The 21,620-nt window shown below is 44.3% G+C and carries 17 protein-coding genes and 1 tRNA gene; 12 read left to right on the top strand and 6 right to left on the bottom strand.

Features of this window, described 5'->3' with window-relative positions; all coding sequences use genetic code 11:
* Positions 1–18 precede the first annotated feature (18 nt).
* Positions 19–867 carry a KilA-N domain-containing protein gene (locus LAY41_RS16215; protein ID WP_249099866.1) on the top strand — a complete coding sequence of 283 codons (849 nt, stop codon included), beginning with the start codon at positions 19–21 and terminating at the stop codon, positions 865–867.
* Between the two features lie 129 nt (positions 868–996).
* On the top strand, positions 997–1,149 hold the full coding sequence (locus LAY41_RS16210) for a hypothetical protein (RefSeq protein WP_249099865.1): 153 nt from the start codon (positions 997–999) through the stop codon (positions 1,147–1,149).
* A 61-nt stretch (positions 1,150–1,210) separates the two neighbouring features.
* Here the strand turns inward: LAY41_RS16210 and LAY41_RS16205 are convergent.
* From LAY41_RS16205 to LAY41_RS16195, 3 genes are all read right to left on the bottom strand, one after another.
* Positions 1,211–1,283: transfer RNA gene (locus tag LAY41_RS16205), tRNA-Ala, on the bottom strand.
* A 56-nt stretch (positions 1,284–1,339) separates the two neighbouring features.
* A complete protein-coding gene (locus LAY41_RS16200) occupies positions 1,340–2,068 on the bottom strand; it encodes an HAD family hydrolase (protein WP_249099862.1) in 729 nt (242 codons plus the stop codon).
* Positions 2,065–2,973: a class I SAM-dependent methyltransferase gene (locus tag LAY41_RS16195; RefSeq protein WP_249099859.1), complete on the bottom strand. Its 909-nt coding sequence runs from the start codon at positions 2,971–2,973 to the stop codon at positions 2,065–2,067. The genes LAY41_RS16200 and LAY41_RS16195 overlap by 4 nt, the downstream gene beginning before the upstream one ends.
* 290 nt (positions 2,974–3,263) lie before the next feature.
* On the opposite strand from LAY41_RS16195, the gene LAY41_RS16190 reads away from it, so the two are divergent.
* From LAY41_RS16190 to LAY41_RS16180, 3 genes are all read left to right on the top strand, one after another.
* Positions 3,264–4,892 carry an intein-containing RctB family protein gene (locus LAY41_RS16190; RefSeq protein WP_249099855.1) on the top strand — a complete coding sequence of 543 codons (1,629 nt, stop codon included), beginning with the start codon at positions 3,264–3,266 and terminating at the stop codon, positions 4,890–4,892.
* 249 nt (positions 4,893–5,141) lie between these two features.
* Positions 5,142–5,741 (top strand): GNAT family N-acetyltransferase, encoded by a 600-nt coding sequence (locus LAY41_RS16185; protein ID WP_249099853.1) that lies wholly within the window; start codon positions 5,142–5,144, stop codon positions 5,739–5,741.
* Positions 5,742–5,848: 107 nt separating this feature from the next.
* The gene (locus tag LAY41_RS16180) at positions 5,849–6,676 is read left to right on the top strand and encodes a class I SAM-dependent methyltransferase (RefSeq protein WP_249099851.1); all 828 of its coding nucleotides are present in this window, start codon (positions 5,849–5,851) and stop codon (positions 6,674–6,676) included.
* On the opposite strand, the gene LAY41_RS16175 is transcribed toward LAY41_RS16180, so the two are convergent.
* Positions 6,677–7,258, bottom strand: a complete 582-nt coding sequence (locus LAY41_RS16175) for a Uma2 family endonuclease (protein WP_249099848.1) — start codon at positions 7,256–7,258, stop codon at positions 6,677–6,679.
* Positions 7,259–7,299: 41 nt separating this feature from the next.
* Positions 7,300–8,760 (bottom strand): TM0106 family RecB-like putative nuclease, encoded by a 1,461-nt coding sequence (locus tag LAY41_RS16170; RefSeq protein ID WP_249099844.1) that lies wholly within the window; start codon positions 8,758–8,760, stop codon positions 7,300–7,302.
* Positions 8,761–8,837: 77 nt separating this feature from the next.
* Here LAY41_RS16170 and LAY41_RS16165 point away from each other — a divergent pair, with 77 nt between their 5' ends.
* From LAY41_RS16165 to LAY41_RS16135, 7 genes are all read left to right on the top strand, one after another.
* On the top strand, positions 8,838–10,019 hold the full coding sequence (locus LAY41_RS16165; RefSeq protein ID WP_249099841.1) for an aminotransferase class V-fold PLP-dependent enzyme: 1,182 nt from the start codon (positions 8,838–8,840) through the stop codon (positions 10,017–10,019).
* 236 nt (positions 10,020–10,255) lie between these two features.
* Positions 10,256–11,341: a glycosyl transferase gene (locus LAY41_RS16160; RefSeq protein ID WP_249099838.1), complete on the top strand. Its 1,086-nt coding sequence runs from the start codon at positions 10,256–10,258 to the stop codon at positions 11,339–11,341.
* Between the two features lie 127 nt (positions 11,342–11,468).
* A complete protein-coding gene (locus LAY41_RS16155; protein ID WP_249099834.1) occupies positions 11,469–11,897 on the top strand; it encodes a secondary thiamine-phosphate synthase enzyme YjbQ in 429 nt (142 codons plus the stop codon).
* Between the two features lie 312 nt (positions 11,898–12,209).
* Complete coding sequence (locus LAY41_RS16150) at positions 12,210–15,242, top strand: PAS domain S-box protein (protein WP_249099832.1); 3,033 nt, start codon at positions 12,210–12,212, stop codon at positions 15,240–15,242.
* A complete protein-coding gene (locus LAY41_RS16145) occupies positions 15,232–16,935 on the top strand; it encodes an alpha/beta hydrolase (RefSeq protein ID WP_249099828.1) in 1,704 nt (567 codons plus the stop codon). The genes LAY41_RS16150 and LAY41_RS16145 overlap by 11 nt, the downstream gene beginning before the upstream one ends.
* A gap of 385 nt (positions 16,936–17,320) precedes the next feature.
* Positions 17,321–19,786, top strand: coding sequence for a CHASE3 domain-containing protein (locus LAY41_RS16140; protein WP_249099823.1), 2,466 nt, complete (start codon positions 17,321–17,323; stop codon positions 19,784–19,786).
* Positions 19,787–19,896: 110 nt separating this feature from the next.
* Complete coding sequence (locus LAY41_RS16135) at positions 19,897–20,691, top strand: SPFH domain-containing protein (protein WP_249099821.1); 795 nt, start codon at positions 19,897–19,899, stop codon at positions 20,689–20,691.
* 71 nt (positions 20,692–20,762) lie between these two features.
* On the opposite strand, the gene folP is transcribed toward LAY41_RS16135, so the two are convergent.
* Positions 20,763–21,596 carry a dihydropteroate synthase gene (gene folP, locus LAY41_RS16130; protein WP_249099818.1) on the bottom strand — a complete coding sequence of 278 codons (834 nt, stop codon included), beginning with the start codon at positions 21,594–21,596 and terminating at the stop codon, positions 20,763–20,765.
* Between the last annotated feature and the right edge of the window lie 24 nt (positions 21,597–21,620).

Raw genomic sequence — 21,620 nt, 5'->3', positions numbered from 1 at the left:
AATTGTCAAGAGGCATAGATGTCAAAATCGGGAAAGAGCAAATTGGACTACAACGGTTTTATTATCCTAAAAGACAATGGTTTAGTCTGTCTAACTGATATGTGGAGGGCAGCGGGCGCTATCAAAACTCAGAAGGTAGATTATTGGCTTAAGCCAGAAAGTAATTGCCTTTTATTGCTACAAATTTTACTTGAAAGCAAGCCAGATTTGAAGCCGGAAATAGAGCGGGTTTTAGCCACAAAACCACAATCGGCTTTTAGAAATCAAGAGTACAGAAATTGGACGAATCAAGTTAAGCAGATAGCTGTTGATGCTGGCTTAATAAAGATCACGAAAGGAAAAATTGGCGGAACTTATGCGATTGACAAAATTGCTATTGCTTACGCTCAATTTTTATCCCCAGAATTTCACGCTTGGGCACTTACTGCGATTAAAGAAAGAATCGAGGAAGAGGCCGATCCCGAACTAGGTATTACTCGTAGTCGGCAACGAGCGATCAGAGCTTGGGAAAGACAAGGTAAAAGCACTAATTACATTAGTGCGCGTCTTGATTCAATCCCCAGAGAAGATTACTACGAATCAGCTTTGTACCAACATGGTGTCACTACGCCAAAAGAGTTTGCCTGGTGCAAAACTAAGGTCTATGAGCCGATTATTGGGCATCCTAATAGCTTTCGTGCCAATAGGGGTCTCAAAAAAGGACAAAACCTAAAGGATGGCATGAACATTGAAGAACTAAGTACAACTGATTTTGCAAAAGTTCTCAGTACTAAGCGTATCAACACCCTCAATCCTGACAACGCCAGATCGTGTGCTAGTATCTCTTATTCTGCTGCTCAGCAAATCGCTAACCTCCTGAACCAGTAAAAGACTGAGTAACCCAAAGCCATGAAAGTACAGACGAAAGCTATCTGAGTAGGTTTGGAATACTTGCCCTAAAGTCCACATAAGTGGACTTTTTTAATAGCTACATTTTGAAGGACATCATGTGAGGCTTTGAAAATCCAGTTACTTGCCTCTACCCCTTCAACCTACTTGCCAATTGGTTATGTATCCGATCTAACCACACCGGAATCACAGTTTCGCCAGATTTTAAGTAAGCGATCGCCTTCTGCTTCTACCAGTTGGATCGATCGCAATATCAGCTAGAAGCAAAACTCGCTGGTTGGAAATTTAGTAGACTTGTAGTTAACTAGCTTCCTGAAACCTATGGAGAATAGGGAACTCGAATCCCTGACCTCTGCGGTGCGATCGCAGCGCTCTACCAACTGAGCTAATTCCCCGGATGGATTTTGGATTGAATCGCCAATCTAAAATCGGCTAACTGCCATTACATATTCTAACACTCAGCGACAGTTTCCTGGAGTTCCTGCTGGGAAAATACTTCCTGCACTCGTTCCAATTCTAGATGAGTAAGATAATCCACCGTCCAGTGGGCCCGACGCTGGAGCATATGGAAGGGGTAGGTATTCGCCACACCAACTACCTGTATTCCCGCTAGCTTCGCCGCTGTAATCCCAGCAAAAGTATCTTCAATTGCCAGACACTGGGATGGTTCGAGGTTAAAACCGGGAATTTGCTGATTGAATCTTTCCACCGCCAACAGATAACTATCCGGTTCGGGTTTGCTCGCTTTCAAGTCATCTCCGGCTACAATCAAGTCAAAGTTTTGGGCCAGCTTAGCTCTATTTAAGACCAGTTCCACTTCGGAACGTAAAGCCCCGCTGACCACCGCCATCCGCAGCTTAGCCGATCGCAGCTTATAAATTAAGTCCTCCAACCCTGGATAAATGGGTAATTTTTCCAGTTTTTCCAGTTCGATCTGGTAAGCTTGGGCTTTGCGGGCGATCAGTTGGGTTAAATAGCTTTCGGTGACAACGCGACCCCGACGAGTGAGTAGTTCGACGATACAGGCCCGATCGCTTCTACCCAGACAAATTTGTCGGTACTCCCCCGGTTTCGATCGCAAATTTTCCTCAATCAAAATCTGCGCGATCAGCTTTTCGTGAATCGCCTCATCATTAATGATGATGCCGTTAAAATCAAACAGTACTGCCTTCAATGTCATGTAGTAAAAGCTGGGGCCAGAAAACCCTCCAAATCGTCACTTTCTGCTGTGCTACCAGTCGCCACAGAGTTGCGGACAACTGCCGCCGAGTTAGATGTCTCTTCATCTAAGATAGGTTTGATGCCTTTTGTCACCTGATGCAACCACCACAGATCTTGGGTTTGCACCGCTTCAAAGCCTGCCATTCCCATCCAAGCATCCAAATTTCCAGCAGCGTAAGCCTTAATATAAGGTTCTTCAAAAATATCATTCAACCAGTCCGTCTGGCGCAAAGTTTTCTGGTTGCCATCCAGAATTAAAACTTGTCCTCCCGTCTTCAGGAGGCGGAAGCTTTCCCGCAGAATCGCTTTTGTTACTGCTGGTGGCGTTTCGTGGCATAACAAAGAAGCCGTCACCACATCAAAAGAGCGATCGGCAAACCCCGTTTGTTCCGCATTGCCATGTCGCCACTGGATATTAAGCTGTGCTTTTCGGGCTTTATGGTTCGCCATGAATAGCATATACGGCGATAAGTCCAAACCGATCGCTTCTGCTTGGGGAAAAGCTTGTTTCAACATCAGCGTTGTGGAACCAGTCCCGCACCCTAAGTCTAAAATACGTTGCGGCTGTACGTCGATGGCGTCTATCAAGCCTTGGCGTATCCAGGTTTCGTTGGGTGGCAATACGTACTGGGTGATGGGATCGTAGGAAACTGAAGCACTGGGGTTGAGATATCCGCCCTCTATACCGTGGAAGTTTTGGCTACTGTAGTAGGAGGGATAGGTGAGATTGGGGTCGCGGATGCGATCGCTTTCTTTTTCCCAATCAACACTTTCATAAAATCGCCGTATCCCTTCTTCATCAATGAAAACCCGAACCACTGGCGCTAAAAACCTTTCCCAAATCGTATCTTGACGAACCGCCATACAACTTGACCTCACACAAAGTGGATTCAGGACTGCGGGGTAGCGCGATCGGCCCTCCCTCTTTACAAATTTTAATAGTATTTTTACTCAAAAATCATCTGTCACTTGTGCCTTTCAGACATGACCTACCCGTGCATAATGTAGTATAATAATAATACAACCGTACCACTGCTTTAGCAAGCGAACGAGTTATAGCCATTTGGATTTGAGTTGAATACAACTCGCGTCTTTGAATAAGGTACTATATTTATCGGTAGCGCTGGCTGTTCTGTATTAATCCCTATTAAAATATGCCCTACGAAAAGTTAGAAATTTCAACTCCAGCGCCAGTACTTTCTTGGGCTAACCACGCCCTCGGTGCTGAAGAAACCAAGATGGCAAAGAATGTAGCATCCCTACCATTTGTTTTCAAGCACGTAGCACTGATGCCAGATGTTCACTTGGGCAAAGGTGCCTTGGTGGGGTCTGTAATTGCCACTAAAGAAGCTATTATGCCAGCTGCTGTGGGGGTGGATATTGGTTGTTTCACAGGAGATACACTGGTTCCTTTGGCAGATGGAAAATCCTATCCAATTAAAGAACTAGCTAACTGGAAACAGGACTTTATAGTCTACTCCTGCACACAGACAACTAGAATCGCAGCAGCTAAAGCGACAGCACGATTAACTCGGCACAACGCAGAACTGGTAAAGGTAATTCTGGATAACGGTGAAGAAATAAAATGTACTCCTGACCATGAATTCATGCTAAGGGATGGGACTTATCGGGAAGCCAGTGAATTAAAAGCCGGTACATCTTTAATGCCTTTTTATTCCAAAGTTGGACTTCACAACCACAGGAAAAATCAACCCGGTTATAATCACAAAGTTATAGCCGTTATCCCTCTACAAGAAAAGCAGGATGTTTATTGTCTGACGGTTCCAGAATATGAAAACTTCGCCCTCAGTGCGGGCGTATTTGTTCACAACTGCGGCATGATGGCTATCAAAACACCATTTACTGCCGATAAACTTGAAGGCAAGCTGAAGAAAATCCGCCTGGATATCGAAGCAGCTATTCCAGTTGGCTTCAATGAGAATAAAGAAGTCGAAAAAGCTGTTACTAACTGGCAGCATTGGGATGATTTTAAAGAACTGCATCCAGGAGTGCAACACCTGGAAAGCAAGGCGATGAAACAATTGGGTTCTCTCGGTGGAGGAAACCATTTTATCGAAGTTTGCATCGATACAGAGAACCAAGTTTGGTTGATGCTGCACTCCGGTTCGCGCAATATTGGCAATATGCTAGCCCAAAATCATATTGGTACTGGAAAGGAACTAGCCAAACTGGCAAACATACGTTTACCAGATCCAGATTTGACTTATTTTGTGGAGGGTACACCAGAATTTGCAGCTTACTGGAACGATTTACAGTGGGCGCAAAATTATGCTCGATTTAATCGCGATGTCATGATGTCTCGGTTCAAGCGAATTGTTGAAAAACATCTCGCTGGCGGTAAGCAAACTAAGCCTTTATTGTCGGTGAATTGCCATCACAATTATGCGGAAAAAGAAGTCCATTTTGGTGAGGAGGTGTACATCACTCGCAAGGGTGCGGTAAGGGCGCGGGAGGAAGATTACGGCATTATTCCCGGTTCGATGGGAGCAAAGTCTTTCATCGTTAAAGGTAAGGGAAATCATGACAGTTATTGCAGTTGTTCGCACGGCGCTGGGCGTTTGATGTCTCGAAATAAGGCGAAACTTAACTTTTCGCTGGATGATTTGATTCAGCAAACTAATGGTGTGGAGTGTCGTAAAGATGAGGGCGTTTTGGATGAAATTCCGGGCGCTTATAAGCCGATAGATGAGGTGATGAATAATCAAGCTGATTTGGTGGAAGTTGTGGCAACTCTGAAGCAAGTTGTTTGCATTAAGGGATGAGTTGTAGAGGTGATAGTCGCTAGAACTTTCGTAGGTAGGGTTGAGGTAATAAAACCCAATCCTAACCTTTTTTTGTTTTCGCATTCAGGGATGATATCGTCAAATTGTCTGTTTTCATCGTTGGTTAAATTTTTACCGCAGATGAAGACAGATGAACGCAGATAAACGCAGATAAGAATAAAAACAGGAATTTTTTAGGTAACCGATGCTACCGGACATGATATGAATTGTAGAGGTGATAGAGGAGATATGAAAGTATTTATAGAAACTGAAAGATTGGTTTTACGTCAGTTTACTGATGAGGATACTGATAATTTATTTGCATTGGATAATGACCCGGAAGTAATGCGTTTTATCAATGGGGGAAAGCCGGTGGATCGCGCATTGATTAAAGAAAAGTTTTTGCCAAAAATCATATCATATTATAGTAAATATGAAAATTACGGAATTTGGGCAGCGATCGAAAAATCGAGCCAGGATTTTATGGGCTGGTTTCATTTGTATCCAGCACTAGAAAATGCCTTTGCTGTTGAATTAAATCTGGTAAAAAATGACGAAATTGCTCTGGGATATAGGCTAAAAAAAGATAAATGGGGCAAAGGATATGCAACTGAAGGTTCTCGATTATTGTTAGAAAAAGGTTTTAATGAATGGGGCGTTCAACGAGTTGTGGCTTGGGCTTTAGCGGAAAATAAAGCATCTATACGGGTGATGGAAAAAGTTGGTTTAAAGTATGAAAAAGAGTTTATGTTTAAAGAAAGTCAACTACCAAATATAAACTCGCTTGAACTAAAAGCAGTTATGTATTCTCTTGATAAATCTATCTACCAATCCCGTTGGGTGCTTTAGTCTGTAGGGGCGAAGCACTTGCGCCGACAATTTTGGTTATTACCAATAAGATAACTACGCAAGTGTTTCGCCCCTACCCAGTCCTCACTTCAAGGATAATTTCGCGAATGATCGATCGCACAAATATTGACGAATACAAGCAGCGAGTAATTGCTGAATTTAATTCGAGAAATAACTACGACAATGATTTTCGCTATTGTCTCGGAAATCGTTTAGTGGAATTAGCACAATTGCAAAGGAGACAGCAAATATTAGATGTGGCAACTGGTACGGGTATAGTTGCGATCGCATCTGCTCAAATCGTTGGCGATGAAGGCAAAATTATCGGTGTAGATATCTCTTCAGGTATGCTAAGTCAAGCGCAACGCAAAATTGAGGCAGCAAATCTGAAGAATGTTGAACTACAGGAAGTAGATGCAGATTATATCAATTTTGACAATAACATTTTCGATGCGATTTTGTGTTCTTCGGCGATCGTGTATTTAAGCGATATTCCCCGCGCATTGCGATCGTGGTATCATTTCCTTAAAAAGAGTGGTTTGGTGGCATTTTCTACTTTTCCCGATGGTATCCCTAGTGTACCTGAGTTGTTTATGGCGATCGCGCAAAATTATGGTATCTCAATTCCAGATTTAAAAGAACCGCTGAATACCCCAGAAAAGTGTCGTAAAATGTTGCAGGAGGCAGGTTTTGACAATATCGAACTGACAACCGAGCAATTTGGTTATTATATGCGCGTTAGCGATGCAAAAAATTTGTGGAATCAACTCTCGAACAATAATTTGATTACGCCGCAGTTGCAGATTTCACCAGAACAATTAGAGCAATTTCAAGCTGAATATATTGCCAAAATTGAGGCGTTAGCGACAGATAAAGGTATTTGGAATGATTTTACAACCTTTTTTGTACTAGCTAGAAAGTCAGCCGAAAGTTAGCTATTCACTTTCATTTTCTGTGAATTGCACATCTTCATACAAAGCATCAATGCTAACGCGAAAGTCAACGCTTGCTAAGTAAATTTCGCTTCCCTGCCTATATGTTTGTAATACCCAAAGTCCTTCAGAATTGCGACGGAAACACTCAATCCGCTGGCGCTTTTGGCCGATCAATACATATTCTTGCAGTGTCTCTAATTCTTGGTAATCACCAAACTTATCGCCGCGATCGAATCCTTCAGTTCCTCTAGACAATACTTCTACAATCAAACAAGGATATTGTTTGAAAGATTGAAATGCTCTATCCCGTTGATCGCAACTTACCATTACATCAGGATAATAAAAAATATTAAGTGTTTCAATCTGTGCCTTCATGTCTGACATATAGACACGACAACCTTTCCCCCGCACATGATTTCTTAACGCTGAAGCCAAGTTGAGGGAAATAGTAACATGGGGGTCGCTTGCCCCTGCCATTGCGTAGACTTGTCCGCAAATGTATTCGTGTTTGATTGGACTTAGCTCCTCTCCTGCGAGATATTCTTCTGGAGAGATGTAATTGGGACTTTTATTAACAACCATTGGTCAAGTACCTACTCTTGTATAATATCAGTTTACTATATTTATCCTGCATTAATTTTAAGCGAATTCTGTACAGCGTTCGCTAACCAATCTTTGACATGGTGGGTGGCGCGACAATCATCTTCGTTGTATAGGACAATTTTGTCGAGTAAAGTGCGATCGCACGTCTTCAACCACCGATCGTACCAGTAAATCGCCTGAGCGCCATTTGCCTTGACATCGCGCCACTCAAAACCCAGCCAACGTGCGATCGCTTTGAGAGTGTAATTTTCCACTGGCAAAGTCACCCCAGAACAGACTTTCTCATGCACATCCACAAAGCGAGTTAGCAACGGTTTCCACAAGTAGTCAGGTGTATTGTAGCGCCTAGCCAGCTGCCTTACAGCCAGAACTTCGTAATCGCAGAAATGGAAAATTGGCGCATAAGGATAAGTCCACACCAAATCTAAAAATTGCTGCCAAATTGACGCCTCATCTTCCGGTTGTTCTGCCAAAAAAGGATAAAATTTCTCAGTTTTAGCTTCGCGATCGACAACCAGTACCCCCAAAAGATAAGCTATATCTAAATCTGGCTCAGCTTCAATATCGAAATACAACTCAATAGCCGCCGTCGGTAAATTTAAAGGCTGAGGCGATATCAAAATCGCCCGATTTTCTAACACAGATTGGGCTTGCCGCACCAACTGCACAGCCACTTCCCGATCGAAAACTTCCTCCAGTACGCTTAAACTAACATTCGCCAGAGATGACAGTGTTGTCAAATTAAGCGCTTGCAAATAGGTGTAGCGGCTGGGGGTAACACCCGGTAGCAGCGAGAGGTGTTGCTGAGATTTCGCTACTCCATAGCAGTAGCTATACCACGCGCAAATATTGCACCGCTGACGGCTGATAAAAACCTCTGGTTCCTGTTCTTCAAGCAATATTTGACTGCATTTTTCTACAATTATCTGCATCTGAGGTATACGAATATCCAAATCCACTGGATATGCGCCTTTTTCTCGCAAAATTAGCCACGCTGTTTCTGGCATTGTTTCTTGTGTTTGTGCCAGTACGTGGGCGTGAAACGCTGCTATGATTTGATAATCCAACTTCGCACGTTTACCCAACTGAATGTCTACGGGAACGTAAAGCCAATCGCCAAAACGAGATGTTCCTGGCTGTTTAACCAATAAATCGGGACGGCTTAATAAGACGATCGCGGATTCCTCCGATCCCTCGATCGCAATCTCAGTCAGAAGTACGCCTTTATGGATTCGATCGACTCCCTGCTCCATTAATGCTAGAGTAGCGATCGCACCAGCTTCCCAATCTCCCTTGGCGTAGACTGGCTGGTGATAAACGTCTTCTGCTAGAAAAGTTTTTTGATGAGCAAAGCGGTCTTGTAGCAGTTTCAAATGAAAGTCACTAGGAGGTTCCATCTGGGTGCGGTCTCCACAGACATCAAGAAACGCTCGTCGATTACAGCGTTGGTAGTGCAGCAGCAGTTCGGCAGTTAGCAACATGGCTCTACCCTAACAAAAAATCTCCCCCAACATAGAGGGTTCAATCCAAAATCTAAAATCTTTTTATCCAAAATCGCTTGACCAACATTTTTTCTACACAAACTTTATTAGAGCAGTATCGCCAAAAATTTCCGGCTTTGGCGAATAAAGCTTATTTTAACTACGGCGGTCAAGGGCCAATGCCCCAAGCGGCACTCGACGCTATTTACCAATCTTATGAATATATCCAGCGTGCAGGGCCGTTTTCGCCAGAGGTGTATGCTTGGGTAGTGGAGGAGGCGAATCGAACTAGAGAAGCGATCGCATCTGAATTAGGCGTTACCCCTGAAACCATCACGTTAACCGAAGATGTGACTGTAGGTTGCAACATCGCCTTGTGGGGAATCGACTGGAAAAGCGGCGATCGCTTGTTGATGTCTGAGTGCGAACATCCCGGCATTATAGCAGCTGTAGAAGAAATTCAGCGACGCTTTGGCATCGAAATTGACATTTGCAATCTGATGCCAACTTTGAATGAAGGAGATGCAATCGCAGCTATTACCCAGCATCTGCAACCGAATACCCGCTTAGTCGTGCTGAGTCATATCCTCTGGAACACAGGTCAACTCTTGCCACTTGCCGAAATTGTCAAAGCGTGCCAGCAAAATAGTTCTGACACGAAAATTCTAGTTGATGCCGCCCAATCTGTGGGGATGCTGCCCTTAAATCTTAACGAATTGGAAGTAGACTTTTATGCCTTCACAGGTCATAAATGGTGGTGTGGGCCAGAAGGTATCGGCGGTCTTTACGTGCGATCGCAAGCCTTAGAAAGCCTGCATCCCACCTTTATTGGCTGGCGGAGTATCCAATCTGGTAAGAACGGTATTAGCTGGCAACCGGATGGGCGAAGATTTGAAGTGGCTACCTCTGCCTACCCGCTGTATGCTGGACTGAGAACTGCGATCGCCATCCATCAAGAATGGGGTGACCAGCAGCAACGCTATCAACAAATTCTCCATTTAACTAAGTACCTCTGGCAACAGTTATCCCAACTTCCCAAAGTTACCTGTCTGCGAAAATCCCCGCCAGAGTCCGGTCTGGTTTCTTTCCAATTGCTAGGCGGCGTTTCCCATCAGCAGCTGGTGCAGTTTTTGTCAGATCGAGGCTTACTGATCCGAACCATTCACGACCCCGACTGCGTGCGAGCTTGCGTTCATTATTTCACTACAACCGCTGAAATCGATCGGCTAGTCGATCTTATTTCCAAATTTCAAGTTTAACAGCACAAAATTAACCCGCCCGACCCCAAAATTGCCGCAAAATTGTATTGCTATTCTATAATTTTATGGTATTCTAATAGAATGGGAATCTGTGCTATCATATATACTCGTTTAAAAGCATTCAAACTAATCTTTAATACCAAAGAAAACCTCTCTGCCTTCCTCTGCGATTTCCTTCGCGTTATAAAATAACTAAAAATCGTATATACTGTCCGCTGTAAACAGAAATCCGATATATGTCTCGCAAACCAATCTTATACGTTGCCATCACCAATCACGGTTTCGGTCATGCCGTGCGGGCTGCATCCGTCGCCGCAGAAGTTCAGCGGTTAGATCCCGAAATTCTATTAATTATGGTGACAACGACACCGCGTTGGTTGTTAGATAACTACATTACAGGAGATTTTATACATCGCCCTCGCGGTTTTGATGTGGGCGTTATTCAATCGGATAGCTTGAAAATGGATAAAACTGCCACACTGGAAAAACTGCGGCAAATCCAGACTCAGCAAAAATCGATCGTCGCAGCGGAAGCAAGCTTTATCCGTCAAAATCGAGTTGGTTTAATGCTGGCAGATATTCCACCTTTGGCACCTGCGATCGCCAAAGCAGCTGGTATACCTTGTTGGATGATGGGCAACTTTGGCTGGGACTTTATTTATGAGGCTTGGGGAGGAGAATTTATCGAAATAGCAGATTGGATTCGCGAGTGTTTTAGTCAGTGCGATCGCTTATTTCGTTTGCCTCTCCACGAACCCATGAGTGCGTTTCCAATTATAACAGATGTCGGTTTAACTGGAGGTTCTCCCCGTCACAATTTAGATGAACTGCGAACTCGCTTTGGTATAACTGCTCCGGCTGACAAAACCATTTTACTTACATTTGGCGGCTTGGGTTTACAGGAAATTCCCTACGAAAACGTACTAAAATTTCCCGATTGGCAATTCATCACTCTTGACAGGGACACACCGGATTTGCCAAATTTAGTCCAAATTGCCGATCGCACCTACCGCCCCATCGATTTTCTGCCGTTTTGCGGACGAGTGATTTCCAAACCTGGATACAGCACCTTTTCCGAAGCTTTGCGCCTCGAAGTTCCGATCGTTTCCCTGACGCGAGAAGGCTTCGCAGAATCGCCTTTACTGCTGGAAGGTATCCAAAATTATGCTTACCATCAAATTGTGACCCCATCTGAGTTTTTCGGGGGTAGCTGGGAATTTCTGCATCAACCGCTACAACCCCCCCGCCAGTCTCAGCAGTTGGCGAAAGATGGAACGGAAGCGATCGCTTTTGCGATCGTCAACTATTTCCATAATCTTTGATTTTTCTAAGTTTTTACAGCAGCTTTCAGGTGAGTGTGGTGCTGAGAAACCGGGTTTCACCGGGTGTACCTCATCCAAGCGCAAGCCGCTAAAATCTAAAATCCCAAATCTAAAATCTAAAATCAACATGACTTGTTACCAACAATTACTCAAAATTAAAACCGCTGGCAAATCCTTGTGTAACATCACTGCCAAAGTTGAAGCCGCAGTCGGCGAATCCGAAATTGAAATAGGGCTTTGTACCCTGTTTTTACGTCACACTTCAGCTAGTTTACTCATTCAAGAAAATGCCGATCCCGATGTTCTTAGGGATTTAGAAAATTTCTTTGCTAAGCTAGTACCAGAAGATAGCCAACGCTATATCCACAACGCAGAAGGGCCAGATGATATGCCCGCACACATCCGCACCGCCCTGACTAAAACATCCGAACACATACCGATTTCCCAAGGTAAATTGCTGCTGGGAACCTGGCAGGGTATCTACATCTGGGAACACCGGCAGCGCAGTCATATCCGAGAAGTAGTCGTTCATATAGCCGGAAACTTGGCAATTTAGTGGATATTTTTTTGGTGATAAATAAATTAACAAATAAACACAGTTTACTCTCTTCCCGCTACAAAATTGCTACAGATGTAGGGGCAATTCATGAATTGCCCCTACACCAGAGAGTGTTCATTTGTAGCAGAAATAAATCCAAACGATATAAGATATATAGAGCAAACGGTCATCAAGAAGTTTGATGTTTTAGAGCGATCGTATGGCCGAACGTCCGACTTTAGCTGGATTTACTTAAATAATTTGTATTAATTTATACTTTTTTAATTTGAAATTACTAAAACGATCGCAGTAAACCTTTGAGGAAAAGAGATGATTGTTGAGAGCGCAAAAGTAGACAGCATTAGCAGGTACAAGTGGGCAGATACAGATGAATTTTTTAATTTTTCCCTAGAGTTGCTTTGTATAGTCGATACAGACGGCTATTTTAAGCACCTCAACCATAGATGGGAAAAAACGCTAGGCTTCCGCAGAGAAGAACTGTTAGCAAAACCATTGTTAGAATTTGTTCACCCCGAAGATAGAGAAGCAACTGTAGCCGAAGCAGAAAAGCTCTCGATAGGTGTAAACTCAATCTCTTTTGAAAATCGCTACATCTGTAAAGATGGCTCGTATAAGTGGCTGATGTGGACAGCAGCTCAGTACACTCAAGACGGCTTAGTGTATGCTATGGCTTACGATATCACCTCAAGCAAACAGATAGAGGAAGCGTTACATAAAGAACGAGAATTCTTAAATGCCCTGCTCAATAACCTGGCAGACGGCATTGTTGCTTGTGACGCTAATGGTGTTTTGACTCTATTTAATCAAGCTACACGAGAGTTTCACGGCTTGCCGTCACAACCACTTCCTCCCGAAGAATGGGCACAACACTTTGACTTGTATCTGCCCGATGGAAAGACGCTTATGCCAATAGAAGATATCCCACTGTTTCGAGCGTTTCGGGGAGAAACCGTTCGCGATGCAGAAGTAGTAATTGCCCCAAAGCAAGGTAAAAAGCGCACTTTATTAGCCAACGGACAGGCGATAGTCAATCCGCAGGGAAAAAAACTGGGTGCGGTGGTGGCAATGCACGACATTACCGAACGGCTTGCCGCGCTTCGCGATCGCAAGCAAGCCCAGGAGCAACTACGCCAGACTACAGCAGAGTTGGAGACAGTTTTTGAAGCGCTTCCCGATTTGTACTTCCGGCTCAATATCGATGGAACAATTGTGGATTACATGGCCGGAAAGTCACATAGCCTGTACACTCCTCCAGAAGTTTTTTTGGGAAAACCCATGCAGGAGGTTTTACCACCACAAGTCGGACAACAATTACAGGACGCTATTGCTGAATTACTCCAGACGCGATCTTTAGTCAGTATCGAGTATTCCTTACCGATGGCTAAAGGAGAATGCTTTTATGAAGCAAGGCTATCGCCATTACTGGACGATCAAATTATCGTTATTGTCCGCGACATTAGCGATCGCAAACGAGCAGAGAAAACACAAGCGATACTGACCGCAATCTTAGAAGCAACACCTGACTTTGTATCTACCGCCGATGTCCAAGGAAACGTGCTGTACATTAATCGTGCCGGACGGAGAATGATGGGGCTTGCTGAAGATGAGGATATTTCAACCAAAAAAGTCTCCGAGTTCTGCGCCCAGAGTGCGGCTGAAATTATCCTGGGCGAAGGTATACCCGCTGCCATCAAAAACGGTACGTGGATGGGCGAAACTGCTCTACAGTACGGTGATAGCAGGGAGATTCCCGTCTCGCAAGTCATCATGTCCCACAAAGGGAAAAACAAAGAAGTGGAATTTATCTCCACTATTGCCCGCGACATGACCGATCGCATACTCTCAGAAGAAGCCCTACAGCAGTCGGAAACTCGATTTAGACAACTCGCTCAACGAGAGGTACTGCTCAACCGTCTTGCCAGCGATATCCGTAATTCCTTGGACGTGAATACTATTCTGAAAATTGCCGTGCAGGAGATCCGCAGTTTGTTGCAGATCGATCGCTGCCTCTTCGTCTGGTATCAACCGAACTCCTCCGTTGACGGGGGTAATGAAGGGGGGGTCTGGGAAGCGCTCGAAGAAGCTAAGGTGCCCAGCGTGCCCAGCTTTGTGGGTCAATTCTCAGCCGCCGCAAATTCGGTAACTCAAAAGTTGATCGATCTGGAAATCCTCCGCGTTGACGATCTCGCGACTGCCACCGATCCAGGAGAGGTTGAACTCTATGCTGTTATGGGCTTCACCGCTATCCTGTCCCTACCTATTCTGACGCGCTCTGGTAAGATTGGTGTAGTCAGCTGCGGACATCATAGCGGTTCTCGACCTTGGACTGATGAGGAAGTGGAACTGCTGGTTGCAGTGAGCGACCAATTGGCGATCGCACTTTTTCAAGCAGAACTCTACACCCAAGCGCAAAACTCCGCCCAGCAAGCTCAGGAAAAAGCCAAACAGGTAGAGCAAACTTTGCATGAATTAAAACAAACTCAAGCTCAGTTAGTTCAAAGCGAAAAAATGTCCAGTCTCGGCCAAATGGTGGCCGGTGTCGCCCACGAAATTAACAACCCCGTCAACTTCATCTACGGCAATCTCAGCCACGCCAGTGAGTACAGCGAAGACCTACTAAATCTATTACGCCTTTACCAAAAGCACTATCCCAATCCGCCAGTAGAAATTCAAGATGAAGCTGAGGCTAGAGACCTTGATTTTATGCTTGAAGACCTTCCCAAAATCTTGGCTTCGATGAAAATGGGGGCTAATCGCATTCGTGAAATTATCCTTAGTTTGCGGAATTTCTCTCGCCTAGATGAAGCAGAAATGAAGGCGGTGGATATTCACGAAGGTATCGATAGCACTCTCTTAATCTTGCAAAACCGCTTGAAAGCTAAACCAGAGCGGACTCCGATTAAAATTGTGAAAGAATACGGCGATTTACCACCGATCGAGTGCTACCCAGGCCAGCTAAATCAGGTGTTGATGAATATCCTTAACAATGCTATTGATGCCCTGGAAACTCAACCCGCTCCTCGAACTATTACAATTCATACTGAAATAGTCAGCAGTCAGGAGTCAGCGGTTGATGGCAAAAAACAAAAAACAACAGATAAAGTAGCGATTCGGATTCAAGACAACGGCCCTGGAATCTCAGAATCAGTGAAATCTCGTTTGTTCGATCCTTTCTTCACTACCAAACCAGTTGGCCAAGGCACTGGCTTAGGTTTATCGATTAGCTATCAAATTGTAGTAGAGAAACACCGTGGAGTACTCAAGTGTATTTCAGAACCAGGGCAAGGCTCGGAGTTCTGGATTGAAATCCCCATTACACAAACAAAGACTAATGAAAGCTAAACAAAGGCAAAAGGTAAAAGGGAAGAAAATTAATTTATTTCTTTTGATTTTTACTTTTGAATTTTTACTTTTGACTTTAATATCGGCACCTGCGATCGCATCTGAGCGATTGAGGCTACGTCTTGGCCCTTTTGAACAGTCGGTAAGGGTTTCAGATTTAGATCGCTTTGCCAGAACTGGCGAGTTATCTAGTGGGCTCAAACCTTTTTCCATGCTTTTGACTTCCAGCGTGCGAGAAGCCCTCTCCCAGCGCCTGCAACTAGACCCCAACTTGGCGGACAAGTTTATCGAGAATTGGTTGCGATCGCCAATGTCACAACAGTTACTGACAGCTTTGGGGCGTGCTATCCCTGGAGTCACCATCGATCAAATCCAGGCTGCTGTAGCCATTTCGGCGCGGCAAGCAAACGGTTTGACCCTCATTGGCATTTTGCGAGCTATACCAGGGGAAACGGTGACGGTAGATGCCTCGGAAGCGATCGCAGTTGCCCTCCAGTTTAACCCCACCTACTGGCAAAGCCACGCTCTTGGCCCCTTATTAGAGCGGGAACTCAGCGTCACCAGCTCCCAGTTTCATGCCGCTTTTGACCCAGCGATCCCCGGTGAAGAACGGGTAATTAAGCAAACGCTAACCTTTCGCGATCGGCAACGGGAACGTAGAATTCCAGTAGATATTTACTACAGCGATAATTCTTCAACTCAAAACTCTCCTAACCCGCTAGTAGTCCTTTCCCACGGTTTTGGGGCCGATCGAACATTTTTGGAGTATGTCGCCCGTCACCTAGCTTCTCACGGCATCAGCGTAGCAGCCATAGAGCATCCAGGGAGCAACTTTGACTCGGTATCTAAGGCATCCGTCAGCGACAACCCCAGCAGTTTAATATCGCCCAGTGAGTTCCTAAACGGACCTAAAGATATCAGCTTTTTGCTAGATAAACTGGCAAAACTCAATGTCCAACCAGGTTCGCTACAGGGGAAATTTAACACCCAGCAAGTCACCGTCATCGGTCATTCTCTGGGAGGTTACACCGCCTTAGCCCTAGCCGGAGGTGAGCTTAATTTAGACGATTTGCGACAGAGCTGTAAATCTCTTTTTCGAGCAGATTTAACTAGAACGTCTGCAAACGGCGAAAATATCTCGTTAAACTCGTCGATATTACCATCTCCAGGTGAGTGGTTGCAGTGTGCCGCCGCTAATTTGCCCAATAATAAGGTACAGCTGCGAGACGATCGCGTTAAGAGTGCGATCGCGCTCAATCCCCTCGTCGGTCAGCTATTTGGTAAAACTGGTCTGAAAAAGGTGAAAATTCCCACACTCATTCTAGCTAGTACCGAAGACGCCTTTACCCCAGCCATTAGGCATCAACTGCAACCTTTTACCCAGATCGGCGGTAATAAATATCTTTTAACAGCAATTGGTGCAACTCACTTAAGCGTTGGAAACCCAGGCAATTACGGTAGAACTACTTTCCTCAAAGAGCGTATTGGTGAAGACGCCGAACCCCTCCGCCAGCTGCTTAAAGGTGTCAGTTTAGCCTTCATCAAACAGCTCACCCCTGAAGCTAAAACCTACGAACCATTCTTGACACCAGCTTACGCCCAATCCCTCTCCACCTCAGAACTAGCACTTCGCCTCAATGCAGAGCTACCGCCAATTGTATCCCAATGGCTTAATTTAGCAGCTGTACGCTAAAATTATCTCAATTATCAGGAGTAATTACTTAACCGCATCCGCAGTCAAATAATTATTCCTGACTAATGACCAATTTTTTTTTTGGAATTGCAACTTTTGGTTATTACCTTGTCAATTATGCTGATTTGGACAAGGCATAATTAAAATTTTCATTGATACCGACATATTTATGATGCCGTGTCCCTACAAAAATGTTTACCATAAACCCTAGCATAATAATTCCGAAAGACCCGGTAACTGGTTTGGGGCTAGCTATCAGCTATCAAATCGCGGTCAAAAAGAACAGTGACATCTTGAAGTATATTTCGGAACCAAGACAAGAAACAGAATTTTGGATAGAAATTCCAATTTGTCAATAAAACTGGCTAAACTTAAAAGAAAATTTATGACGACAACTCAACAGCCCGGAAGCAAACCTACTCTAGCGCACACCGTCAGCCATCCCAACAAAGCCAAGAAAATTAATAGGCAATTCTTTCAAAAGGTTGGCGGTGGTCTGGGATTGGCAACCATAATTCTAATTGCTATTGTTGGGGAATCATACCAGAGCCTAACCCAACTTGTTAAGACTAATAGCTCAGTAGAAAACTCATTTTTTATAATTAAAAAGCTTGATGATGTGTTATCTCAAATGAAGGACGCTGAAACTGGGCAGCGAGGTTACATTATCACAGGAAACAACTCATATTTAGAACCGTATCGCGCTGTAAATGGGGAGGTGATACGAGAAGTTAAAATTCTTAAGCAATTAACTGAAAATAGCCCTGATAAACAGCGTCAATTCGACACTCTGGAATCCTTGATTGCTAATAAATTATCTGAACTACAGCAGACAATTGATTTACGAAAAAACAAGGGATTTGAAGCCGCGCAACGAGTGATAGAGACAAATCGCGGTAAGACTCTTATGGATGAGATGCGCCGGGTCATTTATGAATTGGAGCTAGCACAAAAGCAGTTATTAGCGCAGCAGCAGAATCAGGCAAAAACCTACGCTCAAAATGCCCTTATTACATTCTCAGGCGGAGTCTTCCTCAATTTTGTCATATTATTTTGGGTTTACAACCTGATCTATCGAGAGATAACAGAACGCCACAAAGCAGAGTCGAGCTTACAAACATCACTCAAAGAGTTATCTGGCATTAAATTTGCTTTAGATAAATCGGCCATAGTGGTTATAACTGACAAAAAGGGAATTATTACTTATGTTAACGATAAATTTTGTCATATATCGAAGTATTCTAGGGAAGAACTAATTGGTAAAACCCACCGCATCATCAACTCAGGTTATCACTCACAAGAATTCTTCCAAGAACTTTGGTCAACAATTACCCAGGGAAAAGTTTGGGAAGGAGAAATAAAAAACGTAGCCAAAAATGGAAAATATTATTGGGTGGATACGACTATTGTTCCGGTTTTGGATGCACAGAATCAACCAGTACAATATTTGGCAATTAGATTTGATATTACTGAACGCAAACGGGCTGAGGAAATTCGCAAGGGTGCTGAACTGCTGCAACTGATTCTGGACAATATTCCTCAAGCAATCTTTTGGAAGGATCGCAACTCTGTCTACTTAGGTTGTAACCAGAATTGGTGCCAGATAGTGGGAATTATTAATCCCGAAAGCATCATTGGTAAGACAGACTACGATTTGTGGCACCAGGAAGCAGCAGACCAATACACCGCAGAAGACAGTCGAGTCATGGATACAGATACACCGGAACTGCATGATATTGAACGCAGAATTCAGGCAGATGGTGAAGAAATATGGCTAGATATTAACAGAGTTCCTATTCATAATACTGAAGTGGAAGTCATTGGCATCCTGACTACGATCGAAGATATCACCTCGCGCAAGCAGGTGGAGAAAACCTTGCAGCAGAACCTAAAAATGCTTGATTTAGCTAGTGATGCCTTGCGTCAATCGGAAGCCAGCGAACGAGAGAAAGCTCAACATTTGCAGCAAACTTTGCATGAACTCCAAAACACCCAATCTCAACTGATTCAGACCGAAAAAATGTCCAGTTTAGGCCAACTGGTCGCCGGAATCGCTCACGAAATCAACAATCCCGTCAACTTCATCTACGGCAACCTTGTACACGCTAACGAATACATCGAAGAATTGATCGAACTGCTGCACCTTTATGAAAAATACTATCCCAATCCTGAGGCTGAAATTGAAGACCACAGAGAGGATGCCGATCTAGATTTTATGCTTCAAGACTTACCCAAAATCCTGTCTTCGATGAAAGTAGGGGCCGATCGCATCCGCCAGATTGTTCTTAGCTTGCGGAACTTTTCGCGGTTGGATGAAGCAGATATGAAGCCGGTTGATATTCACGAAGGCATTGATAGCACGCTGCTGATTTTGCAGAATCGGCTGAAAGCCAAGCCAGAACATCCCGCTATTGAGGTGATCGAAGAGTATGGCAATTTACCTTTGGTGGAATGCTATGTTGGGCAGCTGAACCAGGTATTTATGAATATCCTTGCCAATGCTATTGATGCCCTCGAAAAGTATGACAGCGAGCGCTCATATCAGGAGATCCGCAATCATCCCAGCACTATCACCATCTGCACTGAAGTTTTAGAGAATAATTCTGGTGTAGCGATTCGGATTCGGGACAATGGCCCTGGTATGACCCCAGATGTGAAAGCTCGCCTTTTTGACCCCTTTTTCACGACCAAGCCGATTGGCAAAGGTACTGGCTTGGGATTAGCTATTAGTTACCAAATCGTTGTAGAAAAACACGGTGGGGTTTTGAAGTGTCTCTCTGAACCGGACAAAGGAGCCGAGTTCTGGATTGAAATCCCCATTCGCCAAAAATTAGCAGCCAAAAAAAATTAGGCAAGGGAGAGTTTTGAATTTGACGTTTTGAGTTAAGAAATTCTCCCGCTCCCCTACTTACCCGCCGAGCTTAGAAAGTTCCGAAAAAGCCTACCTGGAGAAAACTTGTTATGGAAACTATTATTGCTCTTGTTACCTTATTCATCGTTGGTGGTGCAATAGGTTCGACAAAGATTATCAATCAAGGTGATGAAGCCTTGGTAGAGCGCTTAGGCAAATACAATCGCACAATGCAACCAGGGATGAACTTGTTTTTTCCTTTTGTTGAAACTATCGTTTGGCAAGAGACGACGCGAGAACAGATTTTAGACATCCCTCCCCAGGAAGCAATCACTAAAGATAGTGTTTCTCTCAAAGCTGATGCCGTGGTATATTGGCAGTTATTGGATTTGAAAAAAGCCTATTACGCGATTGATGATGTCGAGAAGGCGATTGCCAGTCTGGTTACAACCACCCTGCGCTCTAGAATTGGTCAGATGGAATTGAAGGAGACTTTTTCAAGTAGAAAGGAAATTAATCAGGCGCTATTGCAGGAGTTGGATGAGGCCACCGAGTCCTGGGGTGCCAAGGTTACTCGCGTGGAAATTCAGGACATCAAGCCATCAGCGAATGTTCTGGAGTCGATGGAGCAGGAGAAAGTAGCTGCGATCAAAAAAGAAGCCTCCAAAAAAGAGGCTGAAGGAACTGTGGAGTATATAAAGCGCATTTCGGAAGCTTTGCAAGCGTATCCTAACAGTAAGGAAGTATTGCAGTTTTTATTAGCTCAAAAATATGTAGAGGCTAACTTGAAGTTGGGTGATAGTAATAATTCCAAAATTCTTTTTATGGACCCCAAAGCAATGTCGGGAACGCTGGCAAATTTGATGAATACCTCAACTGAAACTAAGAATAATAGCGAAAAGTAATGTATAGCTAGAGGCTAGGGACTGGGGACTGGTGACTGCATTTGCGGTTAAATTTTAACCAACGATTCCAACTAAAATCGAAAGATGGCATCGGCGACGCGACAGACATCCCGCATTTCTTTAACGTCGTGAACTCGTAGGATATCGGCACCAAACGATATTGCCGCACAACAAGCTGCACCAGTTCCCCAAACTCTCTCTTTTGGATCGGGTTGATTCAAAATATGACCGATAAAACTTTTGCGGGATGGCCCCACTAAAATAGGACATCCCAGCAAACGAAATTCTGCTAGTCGTCGCAAAATTTCTAAGTTTTGGTTGGAAGTCTTAGCAAAGCCGATACCTGGGTCAACAATAATCTTCGTTCTATCAATTCCAGCTGCTACAGCAGCGGCAATTCGACTTTCCAGAAACTCGTAAATCTCCCCAACCAAATCCTGATATTCAGTCATCCGCTGCATAGTTTGGGGCGTTCCGCGAATGTGCATCAACACAATTGGAACACCCAATTCTGCTACGGTTGGCAACATTTCTGGATCGAAAGTGGCACCGGAAATGTCATTCACCATATCAGCACCTGCTGCAACAGCGGCCCTCGCTACAGACGCTTTTGTAGTGTCAACAGAAATCGGTACAGAAGACTCTTGGCGGATGGAGTTTACAATAGGCAGCACGCGATCGAGTTCTTCTTCTTTAGAGATGTCAGCAGAACCGGGGCGGGTTGATTGACCGCCAATATCAAGAATATCGGCACCCGCCTCTAGCAAATATCGAGCTTGCGCTAAGGCAGAGTTTGGGGCGCTGAACTCTCCCCCGTCGCTAAAACTATCGGGCGTCACATTCAGGACGCCCATCAGGTATGTGCTATGGCCCCAATTAAAGGTGCGATCGCGAATGTTCATCATAACTTTTAGCTGTTAGCTAAATAG

The organism is Argonema galeatum A003/A1, assembly GCF_023333595.1.
Lineage (GTDB): Bacteria > Cyanobacteriota > Cyanobacteriia > Cyanobacteriales > Aerosakkonemataceae > Argonema > Argonema galeatum.
The sequence above is the reverse complement of the archived record's forward strand: the minus strand, read 5'-3'. Positions and strand labels throughout refer to the sequence as shown.

Bases quoted from the DNA above. Each gene is read 5' to 3' on its own strand.
- LAY41_RS16170 (WP_249099844.1), bottom strand. From the start codon at position 8,760: ATGTTGCTAACTGCCGAACTGCTGCTGCACTACCAACGCTGTAATCGA.
- LAY41_RS16200 (WP_249099862.1), bottom strand. From the start codon at position 2,068: ATGACATTGAAGGCAGTACTGTTTGATTTTAACGGCATCATCATTAAT.
- LAY41_RS16150 (WP_249099832.1), top strand. From the start codon at position 12,210: ATGATTGTTGAGAGCGCAAAAGTAGACAGCATTAGCAGGTACAAGTGG.
- LAY41_RS16160 (WP_249099838.1), top strand. From the start codon at position 10,256: ATGTCTCGCAAACCAATCTTATACGTTGCCATCACCAATCACGGTTTC.
- LAY41_RS16190 (WP_249099855.1), top strand. From the start codon at position 3,264: ATGCCCTACGAAAAGTTAGAAATTTCAACTCCAGCGCCAGTACTTTCT.
- LAY41_RS16180 (WP_249099851.1), top strand. From the start codon at position 5,849: ATGATCGATCGCACAAATATTGACGAATACAAGCAGCGAGTAATTGCT.
- LAY41_RS16145 (WP_249099828.1), top strand. From the start codon at position 15,232: ATGAAAGCTAAACAAAGGCAAAAGGTAAAAGGGAAGAAAATTAATTTA.
- folP (WP_249099818.1), bottom strand. From the start codon at position 21,596: ATGATGAACATTCGCGATCGCACCTTTAATTGGGGCCATAGCACATAC.
- LAY41_RS16195 (WP_249099859.1), bottom strand. From the start codon at position 2,973: ATGGCGGTTCGTCAAGATACGATTTGGGAAAGGTTTTTAGCGCCAGTG.
- LAY41_RS16215 (WP_249099866.1), top strand. From the start codon at position 19: ATGTCAAAATCGGGAAAGAGCAAATTGGACTACAACGGTTTTATTATC.
- LAY41_RS16175 (WP_249099848.1), bottom strand. From the start codon at position 7,258: ATGGTTGTTAATAAAAGTCCCAATTACATCTCTCCAGAAGAATATCTC.
- LAY41_RS16135 (WP_249099821.1), top strand. From the start codon at position 19,897: ATGGAAACTATTATTGCTCTTGTTACCTTATTCATCGTTGGTGGTGCA.
- LAY41_RS16185 (WP_249099853.1), top strand. From the start codon at position 5,142: ATGAAAGTATTTATAGAAACTGAAAGATTGGTTTTACGTCAGTTTACT.
- LAY41_RS16140 (WP_249099823.1), top strand. From the start codon at position 17,321: ATGACGACAACTCAACAGCCCGGAAGCAAACCTACTCTAGCGCACACC.
- LAY41_RS16155 (WP_249099834.1), top strand. From the start codon at position 11,469: ATGACTTGTTACCAACAATTACTCAAAATTAAAACCGCTGGCAAATCC.